Origin of the sequence: Bacillus sp. B15-48 (assembly GCF_016879755.1) — a bacterium.
GTDB lineage: Bacteria > Bacillota > Bacilli > Bacillales > Cytobacillaceae > Mesobacillus_B.
Genome location: NZ_WOFU01000003.1, coordinates 269,640 through 288,374 on the forward strand (window position 1 = coordinate 269,640; position 18,735 = coordinate 288,374).

20 protein-coding genes are annotated in these 18,735 nt (G+C 38.7%); 1 reads left to right on the plus strand and 19 read right to left on the minus strand.

Annotated features, from left to right (window positions below; genetic code table 11):
• Window positions 1-50: 50 nt before the first annotated feature.
• The 6 genes from GNT69_RS11865 to GNT69_RS11890 all read right to left on the minus strand — a co-directional run bounded on the left by GNT69_RS11865 (window position 51) and on the right by GNT69_RS11890 (window position 6,034).
• Window positions 51-386, minus strand: a complete 336-nt coding sequence (locus GNT69_RS11865; protein ID WP_203555176.1) for a zinc ribbon domain-containing protein YjdM — start codon at window positions 384-386, stop codon at window positions 51-53.
• A gap of 182 nt (window positions 387-568) precedes the next feature.
• On the minus strand, window positions 569-1,879 hold the full coding sequence (locus GNT69_RS11870; RefSeq protein WP_203555177.1) for a UDP-glucose dehydrogenase family protein: 1,311 nt from the start codon (window positions 1,877-1,879) through the stop codon (window positions 569-571).
• A complete protein-coding gene (gene galU, locus GNT69_RS11875; RefSeq protein ID WP_203555178.1) occupies window positions 1,876-2,778 on the minus strand; it encodes a UTP--glucose-1-phosphate uridylyltransferase GalU in 903 nt (300 codons plus the stop codon). Before galU ends, GNT69_RS11870 begins: the two co-directional genes overlap by 4 nt.
• A gap of 126 nt (window positions 2,779-2,904) precedes the next feature.
• Window positions 2,905-3,780: a HipA family kinase gene (locus tag GNT69_RS11880; RefSeq protein ID WP_203555179.1), complete on the minus strand. Its 876-nt coding sequence runs from the start codon at window positions 3,778-3,780 to the stop codon at window positions 2,905-2,907.
• On the minus strand, window positions 3,755-4,891 hold the full coding sequence (locus GNT69_RS11885; protein ID WP_203555180.1) for a glycosyltransferase family 4 protein: 1,137 nt from the start codon (window positions 4,889-4,891) through the stop codon (window positions 3,755-3,757). Before GNT69_RS11885 ends, GNT69_RS11880 begins: the two co-directional genes overlap by 26 nt.
• 30 nt (window positions 4,892-4,921) lie before the next feature.
• Window positions 4,922-6,034 carry a serine/threonine-protein kinase gene (locus GNT69_RS11890; RefSeq protein ID WP_203555181.1) on the minus strand — a complete coding sequence of 371 codons (1,113 nt, stop codon included), beginning with the start codon at window positions 6,032-6,034 and terminating at the stop codon, window positions 4,922-4,924.
• A 385-nt stretch (window positions 6,035-6,419) separates the two neighbouring features.
• Between GNT69_RS11890 and baiCD the strand changes: the two genes are divergently transcribed.
• A complete protein-coding gene (gene baiCD / locus GNT69_RS11895) occupies window positions 6,420-8,354 on the plus strand; it encodes a bile acid Fe-S flavoenzyme BaiCD (protein ID WP_203555182.1) in 1,935 nt (644 codons plus the stop codon).
• A gap of 54 nt (window positions 8,355-8,408) precedes the next feature.
• Here the strand turns inward: baiCD and GNT69_RS11900 are convergent, their stop codons facing one another.
• The 13 genes from GNT69_RS11900 to GNT69_RS11960 all read right to left on the minus strand — a co-directional run bounded on the left by GNT69_RS11900 (window position 8,409) and on the right by GNT69_RS11960 (window position 18,611).
• Complete coding sequence (locus GNT69_RS11900; RefSeq protein ID WP_203555183.1) at window positions 8,409-9,008, minus strand: CDP-alcohol phosphatidyltransferase family protein; 600 nt, start codon at window positions 9,006-9,008, stop codon at window positions 8,409-8,411.
• A 68-nt stretch (window positions 9,009-9,076) separates the two neighbouring features.
• Window positions 9,077-10,075, minus strand: a complete 999-nt coding sequence (locus tag GNT69_RS11905) for an ABC transporter ATP-binding protein (protein WP_203555184.1) — start codon at window positions 10,073-10,075, stop codon at window positions 9,077-9,079.
• A 12-nt stretch (window positions 10,076-10,087) separates the two neighbouring features.
• Window positions 10,088-10,897 (minus strand): ABC transporter permease, encoded by an 810-nt coding sequence (locus GNT69_RS11910; RefSeq protein WP_203555185.1) that lies wholly within the window; start codon window positions 10,895-10,897, stop codon window positions 10,088-10,090.
• Window positions 10,885-11,787, minus strand: a complete 903-nt coding sequence (locus GNT69_RS11915) for an ABC transporter permease (protein WP_203555186.1) — start codon at window positions 11,785-11,787, stop codon at window positions 10,885-10,887. The genes GNT69_RS11910 and GNT69_RS11915 overlap by 13 nt, the downstream gene beginning before the upstream one ends.
• Entirely contained in the window at window positions 11,771-13,018 is a 1,248-nt protein-coding gene (locus GNT69_RS11920; RefSeq protein ID WP_203555187.1) for an ABC transporter substrate-binding protein, read from the minus strand. The genes GNT69_RS11915 and GNT69_RS11920 overlap by 17 nt, the downstream gene beginning before the upstream one ends.
• A 13-nt stretch (window positions 13,019-13,031) precedes the next feature.
• Complete coding sequence (locus GNT69_RS11925) at window positions 13,032-13,244, minus strand: hypothetical protein (RefSeq protein WP_203555188.1); 213 nt, start codon at window positions 13,242-13,244, stop codon at window positions 13,032-13,034.
• The gene (locus tag GNT69_RS25875; RefSeq protein ID WP_275411206.1) at window positions 13,241-13,996 is read right to left on the minus strand and encodes a glycine/sarcosine/betaine reductase selenoprotein B family protein; all 756 of its coding nucleotides are present in this window, start codon (window positions 13,994-13,996) and stop codon (window positions 13,241-13,243) included. The genes GNT69_RS11925 and GNT69_RS25875 overlap by 4 nt, the downstream gene beginning before the upstream one ends.
• Window positions 13,977-14,984 carry a lysylphosphatidylglycerol synthase transmembrane domain-containing protein gene (locus tag GNT69_RS11935; protein WP_203555190.1) on the minus strand — a complete coding sequence of 336 codons (1,008 nt, stop codon included), beginning with the start codon at window positions 14,982-14,984 and terminating at the stop codon, window positions 13,977-13,979. The genes GNT69_RS25875 and GNT69_RS11935 overlap by 20 nt, the downstream gene beginning before the upstream one ends.
• Complete coding sequence (locus GNT69_RS11940) at window positions 14,981-16,156, minus strand: TVP38/TMEM64 family protein (protein ID WP_203555191.1); 1,176 nt, start codon at window positions 16,154-16,156, stop codon at window positions 14,981-14,983. Before GNT69_RS11940 ends, GNT69_RS11935 begins: the two co-directional genes overlap by 4 nt.
• Before the next feature lie 14 nt (window positions 16,157-16,170).
• Entirely contained in the window at window positions 16,171-16,320 is a 150-nt protein-coding gene (locus GNT69_RS11945) for a hypothetical protein (RefSeq protein WP_203555482.1), read from the minus strand.
• Window positions 16,321-16,356: 36 nt separating this feature from the next.
• Window positions 16,357-16,794 carry a rhodanese-like domain-containing protein gene (locus GNT69_RS11950; protein ID WP_203555192.1) on the minus strand — a complete coding sequence of 146 codons (438 nt, stop codon included), beginning with the start codon at window positions 16,792-16,794 and terminating at the stop codon, window positions 16,357-16,359.
• Between the two features lie 215 nt (window positions 16,795-17,009).
• A complete protein-coding gene (locus GNT69_RS11955) occupies window positions 17,010-17,900 on the minus strand; it encodes an acyl-ACP desaturase (protein WP_203555193.1) in 891 nt (296 codons plus the stop codon).
• A 468-nt stretch (window positions 17,901-18,368) separates the two neighbouring features.
• Window positions 18,369-18,611, minus strand: a complete 243-nt coding sequence (locus tag GNT69_RS11960) for a hypothetical protein (protein WP_203555194.1) — start codon at window positions 18,609-18,611, stop codon at window positions 18,369-18,371.
• Window positions 18,612-18,735 lie beyond the last annotated feature (124 nt).

Below are 18,735 nucleotides of genomic sequence, written 5' to 3' on the forward strand. Positions count from 1 at the left end.
TTTCGTTCATTTTTGGTTATGTACAAACCATATATCTTTGTATTGTGTTATTAAGCTTTTTTAACAAATTCAGATTTTAATTTCATTGCACCAAAACCGTCAATTTTGCAATCAATGTCATGGTCACCTTCAACTAATCGTATGCTTTTAACCTTTGTTCCAATTTTCAATACGGATGAACTCCCTTTTACTTTTAAATCTTTAATAATGGTAACCGTATCCCCATCATTAAGAACATTTCCATTGGCATCTTTAACTTCTTTATTTGCTTCACTCTCTTCAGTTGCTAAGTTCCATTCGTGCGCACACTCAGGACAAACAAGCAGTACTCCATCCTCATATGTATATTCTGAGTTGCATTTAGGACAGTTAGGTAAATTCGACATCTCTATTTCCTCCATTCATTTCTAAACATTGGATGATGATGTTACTATCCAATGTAAAGTCATTTACCTTTATACTACCATAAATTCAAAATTTTAATTTCTACTATTTAAATCACAGAGCTAAACAAGCTACATCAAAAACTAGTTTAGTGAAGAACATGGGATTGTACTCCCATGTTCCCTTATGTGATAACTGGCGGTCTGCCTACCGAGTAGTACTCAATGTTTTTGCATGTACGAAGCTGAGCTTCATCAAAGCAGTTCCTACCATCGAAGAGAATGACTTGATTCATTTTCTCTCCTAAACTTGCAAGATCAAGCCGTTTGATATCTTCCCATTCAGTAACAATAAATATCGCATCGGCACCTGTTACCGCTTCATCGATGCTGTCAACATAGGTTATGATATCGCCTATCACTTTTCTCGCGTTTGACGTAGCAACAGGGTCATATGCAACAACATCCACACCAAGTCTCGATAACCGTTTAGCAAGAAGAATGGAAGGCGCTTCTCTCATATCATCCGTATCAGGTTTAAATGCAAGACCGAGCATGGCAATCTTTTTTCCTGTTAAATCGCCAAAACGATTCAATGCTTTTTTTACTAAAAGGACTCTTTGTTCCTCATTTATTCTCATCGTTTCTGCTAATATATTAAGATCTGCTCCATGCTGGCTTGCCGTATGATACAACGCCTTTACGTCTTTTGGAAAACAAGAGCCTCCATAACCAATGCCAGCTTGTAAAAAATGAGCACCGATCCTTTGATCAAGTCCCATTCCTTTTGCAACATCCAACACATCAGCCCCTACCAATTCGCATAAATTTGCAATTCCGTTAATAAAGCTGATTTTTGTTGCCAAAAAGGCATTTGATGCGTATTTAATCATTTCTGCACTTCGAATACTAGTCATCACAAATGGTACATTTAACGACTCATACATCTCTTTTATCTTCATGCCAGCCTCTTGATTTTCAAATCCAATAATGACTCGATCCGCTTTCATTGTATCCTTAATTGCCGAGCCCTGTCTTAAAAACTCTGGATTTGACACCATACGAATCAGCACGCCGTCATGACAATTTGCTTCGATGATACGTTTTATTTCATCATTTGTTCCGACTGGAACGGTGCTTTTTATTACGACTATACAATCATTTACAAGATGAGTGGCAATATCTTTTGCTGCTTGTTGCAAGTAAGAAAGGTCCGCTCTACCATCATCCTGTTGCGGTGTACCTACTGCAAGAATGATCACTTCCGCATCTGCAATTCCTTCATAATGAGAGGAAGTGAAATGAAGCCTGCCTGCAGCTACGTTTTTCGTTAACAGTTCTTCAAGTCCTGGTTCATAAATCGGTGAAATACCTTGACACAGCTTATTGATTTTATTTTCATCAACATCTATACAGCACACATCATGGCCAATTTCCGCTAACACGACTCCTGTTGATAAGCCGACATAACCTGTTCCTAAAATCGTTACCTTCATTCTTCTCCCTCTCGCTTCTCTCTAGGTTGTTCTTGAGATTTACTTTTAATAAAAGCAAAAACCTCATCACAGATGTCTTCTCTTTGTAGAGCAAAATCAATCGTTGCCTTTATAAAACCTAATTTGTCGCCAATATCATATCGTTGACCATCAAATTCATAAGCATAAACAGTCTGCTTTTTCGACAACTCATGAATCGCATCAGTTAGCTGTAATTCATCGCCTCTACCGATTGGTGTTTTCTTGAGGATGTCAAAGATTTCAGGTCTTAATACGTAGCGTCCCATGATTGCATATTGTGAAGGAGCCTCTTCAATGTTCGGTTTCTCAACTAAGGAGTCAATTAAATGGAGATTTTCTTTCAGCAATGTTCCTTTCGGTTTAATAATTCCGTATTTACACACATCCTTCTTCGGAACTTTCTGAACAGAAACAACCGAACTATTGCCATACTCAAATATATCTATAAGCTGTTGTAAACATGGAATATCTGATTTAACGACATCATCTCCAAGCATGACAGCAAAAGGTTCGTTACCGATAAATTTACTCGCGCAAAGGACAGCATCGCCTAAACCTCTTTGCTCTTTTTGATAAAGATAATAAATATTCACCATATTTGATATCTCTTGGATATCCTTTAAAATCGCCATCTTTTGCTTTTTTAATAGCATATCTTCTAACTCATATGATTTAGTGAAATGGTGTTCAATCGATCTTTTGCCTCGCCCAATAATAATAAGAATTTCTTCAATTCCGGAAGCGACCGCTTCTTCAACAATATACTGAATCGTCGGTTTATCAACGATTGGCAACATTTCCTTAGCAAGTGCTTTTGTTGCAGGTAAAAAGCGAGTACCAAAACCCGCGGCGGGAATAATTGCTTTTTTTATTTTCATACGCTGTCCCTCCTTGAATCACAATCATCAAGTGGGCATAATTGGACATTTGAAATCGCTCTTTTTCTCGTAATCGTCCAATCCTCCAATAACTTTTTGTGAATTTCACTTATTTTCAGCAGATTACTAATTATCTTTTTTCATAAATTGATAAACTTTTTGAATAAACCTTCGTATGAGTTTTGGCAACACTTTATCCCGGCGAAACAAAAGAGTCGTCACGATCGCTTTCTTTTCTTCTTTTGATACTCCCCACTCATCAGGAATCATGTCGACAATTTCTTCGATTAAAAGAATAGGCATTGTTTGAATGAACTCAAGTTGTTGATAAAATTCGTTCTCATTTTCTATAAAACGCGCCATCATCTTATGGGCTGCACTTTTTATAATGCCATTAGGTAGTTTCTCAAGGTCAGCCTGCTCCCAATTAAAACTACCTAAAATTTCAGCTTGATCGATTGCCCATAGTGTATAGACCCCTTCCTCTTGTTGCTGAAAGAGAATATTTTTCCGCGTACGATCTCGATTCGCTAACCAATAATCAAATAAAATAATTCGTGCCATCATAGAGGAATTGCTAAGGGAGTGAATCTTTCCGACATGATGACCATCCTCACAATTTGGAACATATAGAGAGGCAAATTGATAGCGCGTATCACTTGAAAGCGTTTGTGTAGCTACTTTCCGTTCTTCCTGTGGAGATAGCAACCCATTACTGGAAATGTCCTCTTGTTCGTTCCTTTCATCGTTCGGTTTTGTATTTTCCTGCTCCTTTTTCATCATTTCTAAGCGAAAGTCATTTTCAATGTCAACAATTCGTCCATATGGAACAGGTAATTGGAGGTACCGCGCGAGACAATATCCAATCCATTCATTTGGCAATGTTTTTTCAAAGCCAGATTGGAAGAATTTCACAACATAATCATTTCCATCGTTAAACGTAATTAAATGGGCATTTGATTTCCCTTCAAGTTTTTTATGATAAGAAACCGGCTTGATCATTCGGATCCACCTCACAATCCCCGGCGGCATTCAATGGAACAAGCTTTTGCAAAAGGGCAATATACTGCTCTGCAACCGATTGAATCGAAAACATCTCTTGTGCATACTTTATCGCAAAAGCGGACATTTTTTCGTACAGGTCACGATCATTAAGGAGGAAATGGAGCTGTTTGATGGCATCATCAACATTTTGCCCTCGGTAGAGCAACCCTGTTTCTCCTTCCCTCACTAATTCTGTAACCGGCATCATTCTCGATGCGACCACTGGAACCCCACAAACCATTGATTCAATAAATGTGTTACCAAATGATTCTGATTTTGTGGTTGCTAACGTACAACCTCCTGATTCGCGTATTTTTGAATACATATGGGGCATTTGCTGATATGGAATGACAGGAAACCATTTAACAATATCTGTTAGTCCTTCTCTAATCCATTCCGTTTGAAACTCTTCACGTTGCACACTTTGCGCACCGCCAATGACCCAAAACTCTACATCATCACGCTCAGTCTTCATACGCTTCGCAATTTCAAGGAACATCGGCCAATTTTTCCGCTTATCCAGGCGGCCAATATAGGCAATAACTTTCTTTTGTTGAGGCAAATGTGGTTCACTTGTAAAATCGATTTCATCACGACTCAAAGCCCGAAAAAACGAAGTGTCGACGCCATTATAAATGACATGAACGGGAATATCGTTCGTTAAGATGGACACCATTCGCTGTTGATAATGCGAAGGGACAATAATCGATTCCGGAGTAATTCCTTTGAAGGATTTCAAATGTGGGGTTAGTTTAACTAGCTCTGGTGTTCTTGCTTCAACAATCACCGGTCCTTGAAATTTGGCTTTCCGAATCCATTTATAAGCTTTCCCTGTATCAACGACAATAATGGCATCATACTGATTTTTACGGATAATTTTGATGATTTCTTCTTCATCTTTTGTTAAATAAACCGGAGCTACATCCTCCATAATGTGTAGCCCCCCATGGTCAGTAGTATAGAGAAATTCGGTCTCGATTCCATGTTGCTTAAAATAGATCGCTCGATTCCTCCATCCAGCATTTACTCCACCGACCGTGAGTAAGCGCCAGATAATTAACACTTTCATTTTCGTCTCTCCTCACTTTTTGATCGGTTTCTATATTAAGCCAAGCGTTAGCCATTTCTTATATTCCTTCAGCCTTGCTGATTCTTCTTCATCGATTTCAGTTGATTTTCTTTTTGTTGATTTTCCGTTCTTTTTTGATTCTGCTCTAGCTTTCCTTCTAGCCTCACGTTGTTTCTCTTTTTCTCGCCATTTCCTTCTTTCTTCTCGTTGCTTCTCCCTTTCTGTCATTTGTCCTTTCTGTATTCTCGCCGGTCTTCGTTCTGCTTTGTTTCTAATTGTAAAAGTCGAGGTTCCCAACTTAAATTCTTGTTCACGGAAATCCCAATATTCTTTCACTTTCTCCATGATTTCATCCGGTTCTTCCCCTCTAGCCAACATCGTTCTTACCCATTGCTCTTTAAAAACTTTGTGCATCAAACCGGACATTAACACAACATACTTTTCTTCGTCAGCTGTTGTTAAAAGTTGGTCACTTAAATTTTCAACCACCTTCTCTTTCTCATCAGAAGACTGTAACAACACTCGATAGATTTCTTGCGCAATTTCTTCCATACGAATATAGTGGCGCCATTCATCATATAGTGCTGGGGACAATTCTTTGACATGAGTTAAAAATACTTCTTTATTTTCTTCTCCTAGCGATTTTAATAATTTTCGTGGATAAGGATATACGCGATCGCGCCAAACCGTTCTAGCGACATCAATCACTTTTAGGCTGCCATCCTTTTGCAAATAAATTTGTCGTTTATGGTGATCGATTCGCTCAAAACCAATTTCTTTAAAGGTGATAAGCATCTCAATTAATTTCACCGAAAGTTCCTTTGTAAGTGGTTGTGATTGCAAGTATTCTCGTAAGTCGACTCCTCTAATGAATTCCATAGCAATATGAAGTGTGCCTTTGTCATAAACTTTAGGGAATAACTTTGTGTGTTGCCCAAGTGACAGCGCATAATGTTCACGCTCACAATCATCGGTATTGCCGAACACTTTCACACAAATGTCATCTGTTAACTGAAAGACCGCCCCTTGACGGCCTTTCCCAATCATCGTTAACGGTGATTCATTCTTCACCTCGACATCTTCATTTGTTTTATTTTTAACTTGAATCTTTTTTATCCATTTTAATAAATGGCTCTTATCCATACATGCACTCCCCTCCAATAGAGTTATTTCTATGTTGGACAGATAAAGGTGATCTTGATCCCATTAATACAATTAATTCAAAGCAGAAATGAAATGTGAGGACGAGTATCATGATTTTATAAAATATTTTTAGTATAAAGGGACCAAACTGTGATGAGTAACGAAGGGACGATCAAATATAAAGGGCCATTTGTAAAACAGGAAAGAGGGCATGACTTCACCCTCTTTTTTGTCTGTTAATTCCTACTAAAAATGTAAAAAAACATACTAAACCCCTCTGTTTGTGTCTAAAACCTAAACTTTATTCTCATTCGCTTGTTAAAGAATATAAGCGGTTTATAATTAAATTAAGACTTTCACAAATTTTTCAAGGAGTTGAAAAAATATGAAATATAACCACGTCTTTAAGCCGATTGTCATTCGAGGTCTTGAACTCCGAAACAGAGTTATTTTTCCTGCAATGGCTACGAACATGATTGACGAAGGTGGGTTTGTTACGGACCAACTGATCCATTATCATGCAGCACGAGCATTTGGCGGAACTGGACTAAATATAACTGAAGCGGCATCTGTTCATTCCCCTTCTGCACCGAAAAACTTTTTATCCATCCATGATGATCAATTTTTACCAGGGTTAACGAAACTGGCTGATACGATTCATAAAGCTGGCGGCAAAGCATGTGTTCAGTTATGGCAAGGAGGCGCTGTTGCTGCCGGCAGTGACCCTAACGCCATATGTATTATGCCTAGCGAAACACCATTAGGTAAGACGGTGGTTCCTGGGGCCACGATTGGAATGATTCAAGAGGTTGTTCAATCGTTTGGAGAAGCTGCAAAACGAGCAGTAATAGCGGGGTTCCATTGTGTAGAATTTCATGCCGCTCACGGTTATTCTCCGCATGCATTCTTGAGTCCAGCAATGAATAAGCGGACTGACCAATATGGTGGTTCCCTTGAAAATCGGGCAAGATACGCACTTGAGTGTATTGAAGAGATCCGCCGCAATATCCCCGAAGATATGCCATTGTTGATGAGAATTGTTCCATTCGATGACTATGTGGACAACGGTCTAACCATGGAGGAGATGATTGAGTTTTGCAAGATGGCTCAAAAAGCAGGAGTCGATGTTTTAGATGTGTCCCGTGGAAACGCTTGGAGTGCGGCTGTCAAATATGAAGTCCCGCCAATTGATCTTCCGAAAGGATTTAATGTTGAAAATGCTGCGAAACTAAAAAAAGAAACAGGTATGCTGACAATCGCTGTAGGTCGAATCAATGATCCACAGCAAGCAGAAGTCATCCTTGCTAATGAACAAGCAGATATGGTTGCCATTGGCAGAGCACAGTTAGCCGATCCCGAATTTTGTTATAAAGCGAAGGTAGAAGATGAAGAAAGAATTATCTCATGTGTTGGTTGTAACCAAGGATGTGTGGACAGATATTCATCGCCAGAGCAACATGCACTCTCCTGCATACGCAATCCGTCATTAGGAAGAGAAAAAGAATATATTCTCGTTAAAACAAAGAAATCGAAAAAAATTCTTGTTGTCGGTGGTGGGATGGCTGGAATTGAAGCCTCCATTATATTAAAACAAAGAGGGCATCATCCCATTCTTTGTGAAGCATCCGATCAACTCGGCGGCCAATTTATTTTAGCTGGTGCAGCCCCGAGAAAAGGTGAAATGCGCGATGCAGCTATTTTACGAGGAAAACAAGCTGAAATCGAAGGGGTCGAGATTCACTTGTCCACTCCCGTTACCGCCGCGCTCATTGAGGAGATTGACCCTCAAACGGTCATTGTTGCTACAGGAGCAGAACCAATCGAGTTAAATATCCCTGGTGCAAACCTTCCCAATGTAACAAACTCATTTGATGTACTGGGTGGCAAAATCACTCCAAGAGGAAGGATTGTCGTTATTGGCGGAGGAATCGTTGGCCTTGAAGTAGCAGAGTTTTTAGCGATGCAAAACAATCATGTTACCATAGTAGAAGCAATGAATGAAGTAGGTCGAGAACTAGGGAACTTTCGAAAAATTTGTGTAATGGAAAGTTTTTATCATTTAAAAATTAACACGATTACAAGTGCACAATGCCTTGAAATCAAAGAAGAATCCTTAACCATTGCCAAGGACGGAAAACTGGAAGATATTGAGTGTGATTATGTAGTTGTCGCAATTGGTTCAAAACCTAGAGATTATGAGGAAATAAAGTTATACTGTGTAACCAACGAGATTCCCCACTATATCATCGGCGATGCCCTTCTTGCCCGGAGAGCTAGCGATGCAATTGAAGAAGCCGCAAAAATTGCTAGATTAATATAATACCTAATGAAGAAAAGAGACGCTAATAGAAACGTTACTTCTCTTTTCTTCTTCCTATTTTGTCTCATTCAATATTCTTTTCGCTTCTAATAATCTTTGCAGCCCAGTAATTAATTCCACTACGATAAAAATAATCGTCACTAGTACGAGATAAGACTGGAATAAGACCATTAGTGAGAATAGAATAAAGCCCTCTGTCCGTTCTGCAAGTCCTGGTTGATAATAAAAAGATTTTTCACTTTCTTTATCGGAAACCGCTCCTACTGTTAAAAATATCGTCATCGTTATAATAATTGAAATCGACAACAGCATGAGCAAAAACAAAATCGTTGGGTCTGGATGGCGAAGAGCTAGAGCAATTATAATCCCTACTTCCACAATCCGATCAAAAGTAACATCCAAAACGGTTCCCCAAGAAGACGAAGAATGACTTTGTCTCGCCATACTCCCGTCGACCGCATCAAGGAAACCTGAAATCCAAAGAACCGCAACACCTAAAAATGGGTGGCCCCAAAAAATAAGTACACTAGCTGAGATTCCGATCATAAAAGCAGCAAAAGTTACTTGGTTTGCTGTTAGCCCCCAATTCAGCAATCGATTAGCTGTTCGTTTAATAATTGGTTGCACATAAGAACGTCCATATGTATCAAGCACTTTTATCGTCCTTTCATCAATACTATCATTTATTTAAACCATTTTTATATTAGCAATAGAAATATGGTTTAATTCCGTTTTGAATACCAGACAATTTTATCAACTGGTAGTCCCACAGCTACCTGTGTATCCACCGCTGGAGCCTTCTCCCAAATAGGAAGCTCTATTTCTAGTCTGCCCCCGTCAACTTCTACCATAATCAATTGAATTTTCGGTTCATGTTTTATACGTTTAACAATCCCATCAATGATCATATAGCAATCCTTCTGCGAAATAAAATCTGATTGTTTGTTGAATAATTGAATCGCTCCCGCCGGTAACCATCCCATATCGCCTTTTTCTTTAACTGCTCCCCATTTTTTCCACTGTTCACGAGGGAATCGATTTTTTAGTGAAAAAAACGAAGCTACCTTTTCACTCTTAGGTCTTTGATAAAAATCAAGTGGCGTCCCTTCCTGTAAAATTTCTCCATTCATCATTAATCCGACCCGATCTGCCACCGAAAAGGCTTCATCCATATAATGAGTTACCCATAGTATTGAAAATTGCTGCCTACTCTGTAATGTATAGAGCCACTCTGTCAATTGAACCCGTAACGGTGCGTCAAGTGAAGCAAAAGGCTCATCCAATAATAGTAAATCTGGTTTCAGAACTAATACTCTCCCCAGTGACACCCGTTGCTGCTGTCCACCTGACAGCTGGTGAGGGTACCTCGCCTCTAAGCCATCAAGCTGCAAAACACTTAAATACTCTTTAACTTGATCATTTCTTGCCTTTTTTGGAATCCCTCTTGCTCGAAGACCGAAGGCGATGTTCTCCAATACAGTCATATGAGGAAAAAGTCTTGGCTCTTGGAAAACAAGTCCTGTTTGCGCTTTTTCCTTCGTCCAAAAAACTGACCCGTTCGTGAAGGGAACAACTCCAGCGATCCCGCGTAATAATGTCGTCTTCCCACTTCCCGAAGGACCCATTAACACATAAATTTCACCTTCATTTATATCCAAATGAATCGAATGGAGAATCTTTTGATTTCCGTATTGAACATCAACCCCACTTAATTTCAACATCCATTTCACCTCTTACAATGTAAATTTTTTATTATACCATTTTAAAAGTACATAATAGATAAGCACGAGGAAGATGACAGGGACAAAGAACCAAATCGAGTATACAGCCACGATTGACGCGTTTCCACTATTGGCAAATGGAAAGATAATTAATGGCAGCGTCATTAATGTCCCGCCGCTCATAATCCATGTGGGCAAATATTGGCTCATTGAAATCACGATGACTAATAAACTAGCTACTAATATTGCAGGAATAACCAAAGGCAATTCAACCCATAAAAACACTTTCCAGCGACTCGCACCGAGGCTTTTAGCCGCCTCCTGTAATTTAAACCCAAGGAGATTAAACTGATACCACAACATGACAATAAAATACGGGAGAGTAATAATCGTGTGAGTAAGTACAACACCTACAAAAGTAGGTAAAAAATCCATCCGAATGGCTAAATGGTGCAGCCCCATTACAGAAACCGTCATTGGGATGAATAGCGGAGAAAGCAGGAGTGCAAATATAAGCCCTTTTCCATTAAAAGCTTGTTGACTTAATGTCCTTGCAGCCGGGAACCCTAACACGATATTAAAACAAACCGTAATAATCGCGATTATGATGCTATTAAACAGACCTTCAAAAGCTCTGCCTGAGGGAGAAAATAAATATCGCCATGAATCAAGGCTTAACTTGGCTGGAAAAAGCTCAGGCCATGGCCATAATTTTGTAAAACTCCATATCAATAAAGAAAAAAACGGAAGAGTGATAAATAAGCACATTCCGACGAAACAGAACGAAATAAAGGCTTTTTTTAAGTGATTTATTTTCCCCATATTCTTCTCCCACTTGCATACCATTTCTTTTGAAAAAATAATAATATCAGCCCAATACAAAATGCGACGAAGGCAAGAACAACATTCATAGCGATGGCTAAAGGTTGCCTTTCTAATCCAAATTGAGTATATTCTTGCCATGCCATGATCGGAATAAAACCGAATGATGTTCGGGCCATTAAAGCGGGAATTTCATACGCTCCTAACACAAAGGAAAAAACAACCCACATTCCACCAACCCAAATTGGCAACAAAATCGGCAAGATTACCCAGCGGACCATCTGGATAACACTAGCCCCAAGCATACGCGACGTCTCTTCCCATTCCGTTAAAAGCTTTGTAATAAATGGATAGAGCAATAATACGATGAAAGGAATTTCCTTCCATAAATAAGCAAGCAAGACACCCATCCCCCATTGATCATGAATCACCACAGGAAACGCTTCAAAGGAATCAATCCAACCTAGATGATAAGTAATACGAGAATACCATCCCGTTTGCATAAAAACTTGGGTGAGCATATAAGCTGCTAATAAATGGGGAACTCCAAATGGCAACTGAAAAATCAGATGTGCCCATGTCCTGTTAAACGTAAACGAAGCCAACAACAAAGCAATAACTAAACCAATCAATCCAGAAAACAAGGCAACAACAGTCGCCATCCCAACGGTTACACCGAGTGACTGCAGAAATGATTCATTAAAAAGGGCTTTATACGTCCAGGCAAACTCATGCTCACCATAAATTTCCGGATAATTGCCAAGACTGATCGACACAGAGTGAAGAAAACCTCCGATAAAAAAGAAAAGCACAAACAAAAGGGCTGGAATCACTCCTACGAGCCCTTTATGTTTATGAAAAGAAGAAAAGATTTTAGTTGTTTGCCACATTTTCAATCCAACCCCGTTCAAGCCATTCCACATATTCTGAACTAATTTCCGGTAGTCGGTGTTCTGATAATTCCTCTTCAGATAAAGTTGCTGAACCACGATCAATTTCCTCAAATGCTTGCTTCATATCTTCAGGCAAAAGGTCTAGCGTTAGTGCTGTGTTTTCACCCCAGTATGTTATATCCATCTTTTTTAACTGAGCGTCAGGTGACAAAAAATGATTAATAACAACGAGTGCTGCCTCAGGATTTGGCGCATTATATGGTACAGCTAAGAAATGAGTATTCGCAAGTGTCCCTTTCTCAAGCACATACGTTCTTGAAGTCTCCGGAAATTCTCCATTTTCGATTAAGTTAGACGTGCCTGCTTCATCGTACCCCATCGTCAACCAAACTTCTCCATTTTTATATAGTTGATTTAATTGAGCAAGTGATTGCGGATACGAAGTTCCTTCTCGCCATAAATATCGTTTCATTCGATTCAACGTTTCCCATATTTCTTCTGCTTCTTGTTCGATTAACTCTTCATTAAAATCATTCAAATAAGCGGAATAATCCCCACTCGTTTCATTCAAAAGATGGCGAATAAACGCGCTTCCCGTAAAGTCAGGTGGTGCCGGATAAGTAAACTTCCCAGGATTTTCCTGTACCCATTTTTCAAGTTCTTGAAGCGTTTTGGGCGGGTTTTCCATCTTACTTGAGTCATAAGTAAACACAAACTGTACTTTCCCCCACGGAGCTTCATAACCATCAGTTGGGAATCCAAAATCATATTTTACTTCTGGACTTTCTGCATCTACGTATTGTTGAAAATGAGGGAGAACCGCTGTAATCGGCCCTAGCAGTAAGTCGTGCTGTTTAGCTGTTTTAAAATTCTCGCCGTTGATCCAAATGACATCCATAACACCTTTTGCTTTTTCAGCCTGCTTTTCTGTAATGAGTTTATTAATAAATTCTACCGCATCCATTGGCTGCCGTTTCAAAGAAATCTCATATTCTTCTTTTAATTGTGGAGCAATATACCCATCAATGTATCGGTTGATCCCTTCATCTCCACCCCATAAATAAAAATTCACAGTACTCCCTTTGGCATCTGAAACGATTGTTTCCCAATCCTTTTCTAAAACGGAACGGCTCGTTTCTTCTTCTAAACTTTGTTCATTTTTGGCTGAACAACCCGCAATTAAAAATAAACATAAAATAATGAAAAAATAACCATTTTTCAACTTCATTTTCTCCCTCCAATTATATTTGGCAATTGGACTTGCATTCATAATAACCCTCTAGCTGCCCTAAGAGGAAATAAAGTGCAAAACTAAAGCCATTCACGCCAATAAAGACATGAGTTTCCAATCCATTCATCCATCCGATAATATTAAACAGCATGACGATTATTAACAAAATCCATTGCACATGCCAAATGACCCTTTGACATGTACGCGCTTCATTCTTTTTCACCGTTTACTTCGTCCTTTCCATTTATATGGAAGCTTCACCATCGTTTCCGGCTCAGTCATTTCTTTTAAATAATACAAACAGTCAACTAAAATTTTCCTTTGCATCTCAATTTCTCCTGCTTTCCCGAAGCTGCGACCAAGGGGAAACTTGATTTGTAACGCTCTTGGAACACGTACTTTTTTCGTTAAATGTCCTAAATGAGAAATTGAAATGGTAGAAATCCCCGCTTTTTCAATGGCATACTGAATCAATCCCACGGATTGATGACAAATATATCAGCCGGGATTCAAGATGACAGCATCAACCTTTTCATCCTGTAATTGCTTAACGATCAACGGAATCGACTGATTAACTAACGGTTTTGTATCCGGTATATATCCCATTAATCCATAATGTGTAGGTGCAATACTACCAATTACCCTCTCTTCAACCAACTCTTTAAGTCTTGTAATCGGAAATACACAATTAATATCTTGATCCGCATCCGAACGATCATAATGGGTATGACTAATCATTAACTCGTCCTCACTGCATTCAGCCGGAATCAATCGAACCGTAGGGTCTCCAGCTTCGACATCAAAAACGTCCTGTGTTTTCAAATGGACACCAGCTGTCGTCACAAACGCAACCTTTGATTCGCTCATCGACTTTTTATAGACGGTAAAGGGAATATCTCCTTCGATTGGGTGAACCATGCTACTCGCTCTCACACCAACTAGTGACTCAATTACCTTATTGCCTGATAACTTCATGATACGTTTTCCTCCTTTCTGCCAGCCAAAAAATTCCACCAATTAAGCTTGAAATGGTAACAAGAAAGAAAAATAAGAGTGAAACGGATAAAGCGATTCCTCCAGGGACTCCTAAAGATTGGAAGAACAAGACATAACCTGCTTCGCGAACTCCTAGCCCATTTAACGAAATTGGCAACATCGTAATGACGGAGATCAACGTAATAATTACTAATAAGTGAAGAAAAGGAATTTCGATTCCAAAGCTAAGAAAGAGTAAATCATTGATCCACGCCATACCTACTTGAAATAACAAGGAAAGCAAAGCCACTTTGGACCACCAGACCCACCCTTCGTTCCGATAATTCCCAAATTTTCCTCCGATGCTTTTAATCGCTTTTTTTCCTTTATATAATAAATGATACCATTTCCTCCCTGAAGGGGTTGTAGCGTTTGAGGTTAATTCCTTTTTAGACCAGTAAAAAAACAGAAAAAACACCACTGATACAATCAGAATTAACATAACGACAGAGATTAAATAGGATCGCGTATGATCCAAAAACAGCGCAGAAAGAAGAACAATTCCGACAAGAGCAGCCCCACTCGTTATCCGTTCAAATAGGACCGATGCTGTCGCAGATGAAGTCCTTATCATCTTTCCTAAATAAAAAATCCGCATCACATCTCCACCAACACTACCAGGTAAAAAGTTATTAAAAAACAAACCGATATAATAAAGTTTCCCTAATTTCCCGATTGACACATCGGAGGGAACCTGTGGTTTTTCAGCTGAATCAACTAATAACTTCCACTTCCAAATACTTGTTATGACGGTGATTTGGATAGCAATAAAGGCAATCAGCAAATAAAAAGGAGAGCCCTCCTGCATGACATGGAGGGCTTCTTGCCAATCAATCATTGTAAACAGCCAAACCATTAATATCGAGCTCACCGCTAGTTTGACGATCATTTGCAATTTTGAGTTGCCTTTCTCTTTATTGTGGCTCATTGGACGTTAGCCCCTTTTTTTGCTCTTAATTTTGCCTCAATCTTTGGCTTAAAAATCACGCCAAGAACTGCTAAAGCAGTAACGACTGTAAATAATATAAATAAAATCTGAACAGTGCCTGTTGCATTTTGCCCTAAATAAGAGTATAAAATGGTTGCTGGCAATTGCCCTAAACCTGTCGCCCAAAAAAATTGCCAAAAACGAATAGAGGTAACTCCAGCTGCATAACTAACTAAGTCGAAAGAAACAATTGGCAGAATCCTCGCTAAAAAGACCGAATGCTTTCCATATTTACCAAAAAATTGATCCCACCAATCTAACGCTTTTTTCGTCACGATTTTCTCCACGACTGGACGTCCTAAAAACTTAGCAATATAAAAACAAATAACCGCACCAAGCATTGCACTGCTCCACGAAAGAATCGCACCGTAGAACCAACCAAACAACAAACCGTTTGCAAATGTAATGACAAACGCTGGCAATGGGGCAATCACAGATTGAAACACCATTAATAATGCCGAAACAATTGCCGCTAACGGACCAAAGGAAAGCAAATAATCCCGAAAGCCTTCCACATCCGCATCTTTTAAATAAACGACAGAATGGTTTACTAAATCACGGACAGTACCTTGACCTAAATAAAAAGCTAGAAAGACTCCAAGCAATCCAAATAATGACATCATGCCAACCCTACTTGAAGCAGATAACTTATTCCAATCCATTTTCGGATTGCTTTTTACAACAAGCGGGTTCCTTTGAGCAATAAATAAGGCAATGAAACCAATGATTAAAAACAAGATTAATAAGACATTTACCGTATTTAGCGAGATGACATTTCCTAAAAATAACCCTTTTCTCGCTATATAGGCTGGTAAAATAGAAAGACTGCCATTTACAGTATGAATAATTAAGCTCAATGCTAAGCTAATCAATGCCGCAAACATGCCCGCTCTATTTTTCTCCCATAATGATAAGCTCTTTGCATTCATAAATACTCTTGCAAAATAATGCCATAAAGCAACTAAAAGCGCAATGGTAACCAGTACTTCGCTATCAAAATGCATATCGATAAACTCACTTTGAATGAGCCAACTCGAAAGAGCCATCCCAATCATGAAGTATAAAAACAAAGCTGCAATTAAATGAATGATTGTTTGAAAGAAAAATTTCATATTCATCGCCTTTCTTACTGAAAAGAATACGTTAAGAAAACAGGTGTACCATCCCCTGGAAGGACATCCGGATTTCCATGGAATTCTGCCTCGCCATTATCAAAGGTGGCAACTGGTTGATTTGCGTTACTCGTGATTCCTACAGGACAACCATCAAAACACATAAAGGATGAGCCACACCTGCAGCTCACCCTCTCTTGTTATTCTAGTAAGTTTTCATATGGCCATTCACTTTGGCCATTTTCAAGAATAAAAAGTCTTTCCGCTGCAATTCCTTTTGTTGTTAAATAATCAATGGTCCTTGTTGCTCCGCCTGCTCCACCTGGGCAAACAACCACAATTGGCTGATCTCCTTCTAACATTGGTAGAACTTGATCTAATTTTTCCTTTTCTTCATCCGTCTTCACTGGGTACGCATACGTAGGAATTGCCCCAGCAATATGGTGGGCATCCCACTCTTCAGCTACTTGAATATCTAGTAAGATCATCTCTTCATCATTTTCAATCGCTGTCTTTGTTTCTTCTGCTGTATAGTATTGGTAGATTTCTGCCTCAGATGTTTCCGTTTTTCCAGAACAGCCGATCATAGTGACTGTAAACATCACAAGTAATAAAAACATCAGTCCTATTTTTTTCATCTTTTTTCTCCTCGTAAGTATGATTATATTTATGCAAAGAAATCGTACCATGGAGGAAATGAGTCCGTCCAATTCATAATTTCCATACGACGAATCATTTTATATTGTAAATTCCCATCTCAAAATGTGACAATTCTCATTGCAACTATAAGGGCAAAGCTATTCAACATTTAAGAAAAAAAGAATCAGTAGATTTCCTCCACTGATTCTTCCTTTTACTTATTTTTATAAAATCGATCTCTTACTTTTTTCAAACGGGCATGATAATTTAAAATATCAAGTCTTGCCTTTTCCGCTTCAGGTGCGATTGGTCGTAATTTCTCCAATTCCCAATAGTCAATAATGACATCGAGAACTTGGTCGAAGTATTCCAATGGACCGTAATTGGCTTCTTTTGCAATAATCGACATCCGATCTTCAAAATCAGGCATCACCGCACCAGGCATTTGGAAATTTTTAACAACATGACCCAAGTAATAACAATAATTTGGCTCCAACTGAAGATGAAATTTAATCACATCACGATAAAAGGCATAATGCAACGTTTCATCCTTTGCTAAACGTCGGAGCAGAGTGGCTAAGTCCTTATCATGTGGACCGGCCACTTTCGCCACATTGTAATAAAACACCATCGTCGCCAGCTCTTGCATCGAAGTATAGACCATCGTTTCAAACGGTGTATGAAAGTTTGGATTCCAGCCATGTTCAACCGTTTGTTTATGCAATTGATGAAGTCTCATCGGCTCTACATTGCGAGTAATTAACAGATAGTTTTCAAGTAAGTTTGAATGCTGGTCTTCTTCAGCTGTCCACGTATGAACAAAATCTTTAATAACCGTTAATGACCCTTTAAACGTCTCATTTAAATGAGTCGTAAACCAGGGGAGGTTTACTTCGGTTAAAAGCGCCGTTTCTACCGCTGTAATGACCGATTGAGGAAGTGTCACTTGACTCTCATCCCAAGGTACACGCCTAAAATCCATTGCCTTATCCCATGGCAGAAACTCATGATAACCCCAATCAATTTTATCTGCTCGGTTTTTATGTTCTACATACAATTCTTTTAATTTTGGTTCCAATCGAAAATCCAAATCATTTGTTAACAAAATAGCCCCTCCGTATTTCAACAATCTTTTCAAATTAACCTAAATTTTAACATTAGCTATTAGTACCTGTTGCTAAATTGATTATATCACAACTGTGATTATAGGGAAAACTACATTACCCCCTTTTTGAAACTTAGGAAGCAAAGTTCTAGTGAAACTTTTTTGTTTAACAAATATACTATATCCTACCGTAGGAGCATTTTATTCTGTTTTATCTTATAAAGAAAAATCATTTTGTTAAAATTAAAATAGAATTCGGGTTCGAAGAATTTGGCGAAGGCTAAATAAGAATCAAATGATTAGTAGAAGAAAAAAAGAAAGCCTGAATGAACCTCCCATGCTGAAATCGCGGATGTTCCTTTGTCTTTATTATGAAGTGGGCTAAAATAAGTGGAAAAGAATCGTCCGCTTTAAAAATAATTGTTGGGGACATGGGCCCCCTCTGTCCCCTTATATTGAAAAATACAATTACTGAAGATTTTCATTTTGAAAAATCATTGCAGTCGCTTGTGCTTGCTTAAGTTTTTCTTGTGCATTTTTTACATCTTGTTGTTCTTTTAGAACATTTTGTTGCGCAGCATGCAATTTATGAATTTCCATTTGCACCTCTTGTTGTGCTTCCAATAATTGTTGATTTTCATTTTGTAACTCTTCATATGCTTTTTGAACTTCTTGTTGCGCTTGCTGTAATTGTTGATTCTCTTGCATCATGATAGATTCCTCCGTTCTTTCTTTATTGGATTTCAATAACTATCATTCGCAGGAAGAAATAAAACTATGCCAAAAAACACAGGAATGATTACAGTCCGAAAACATTTTATGAAACCTTTCCGTT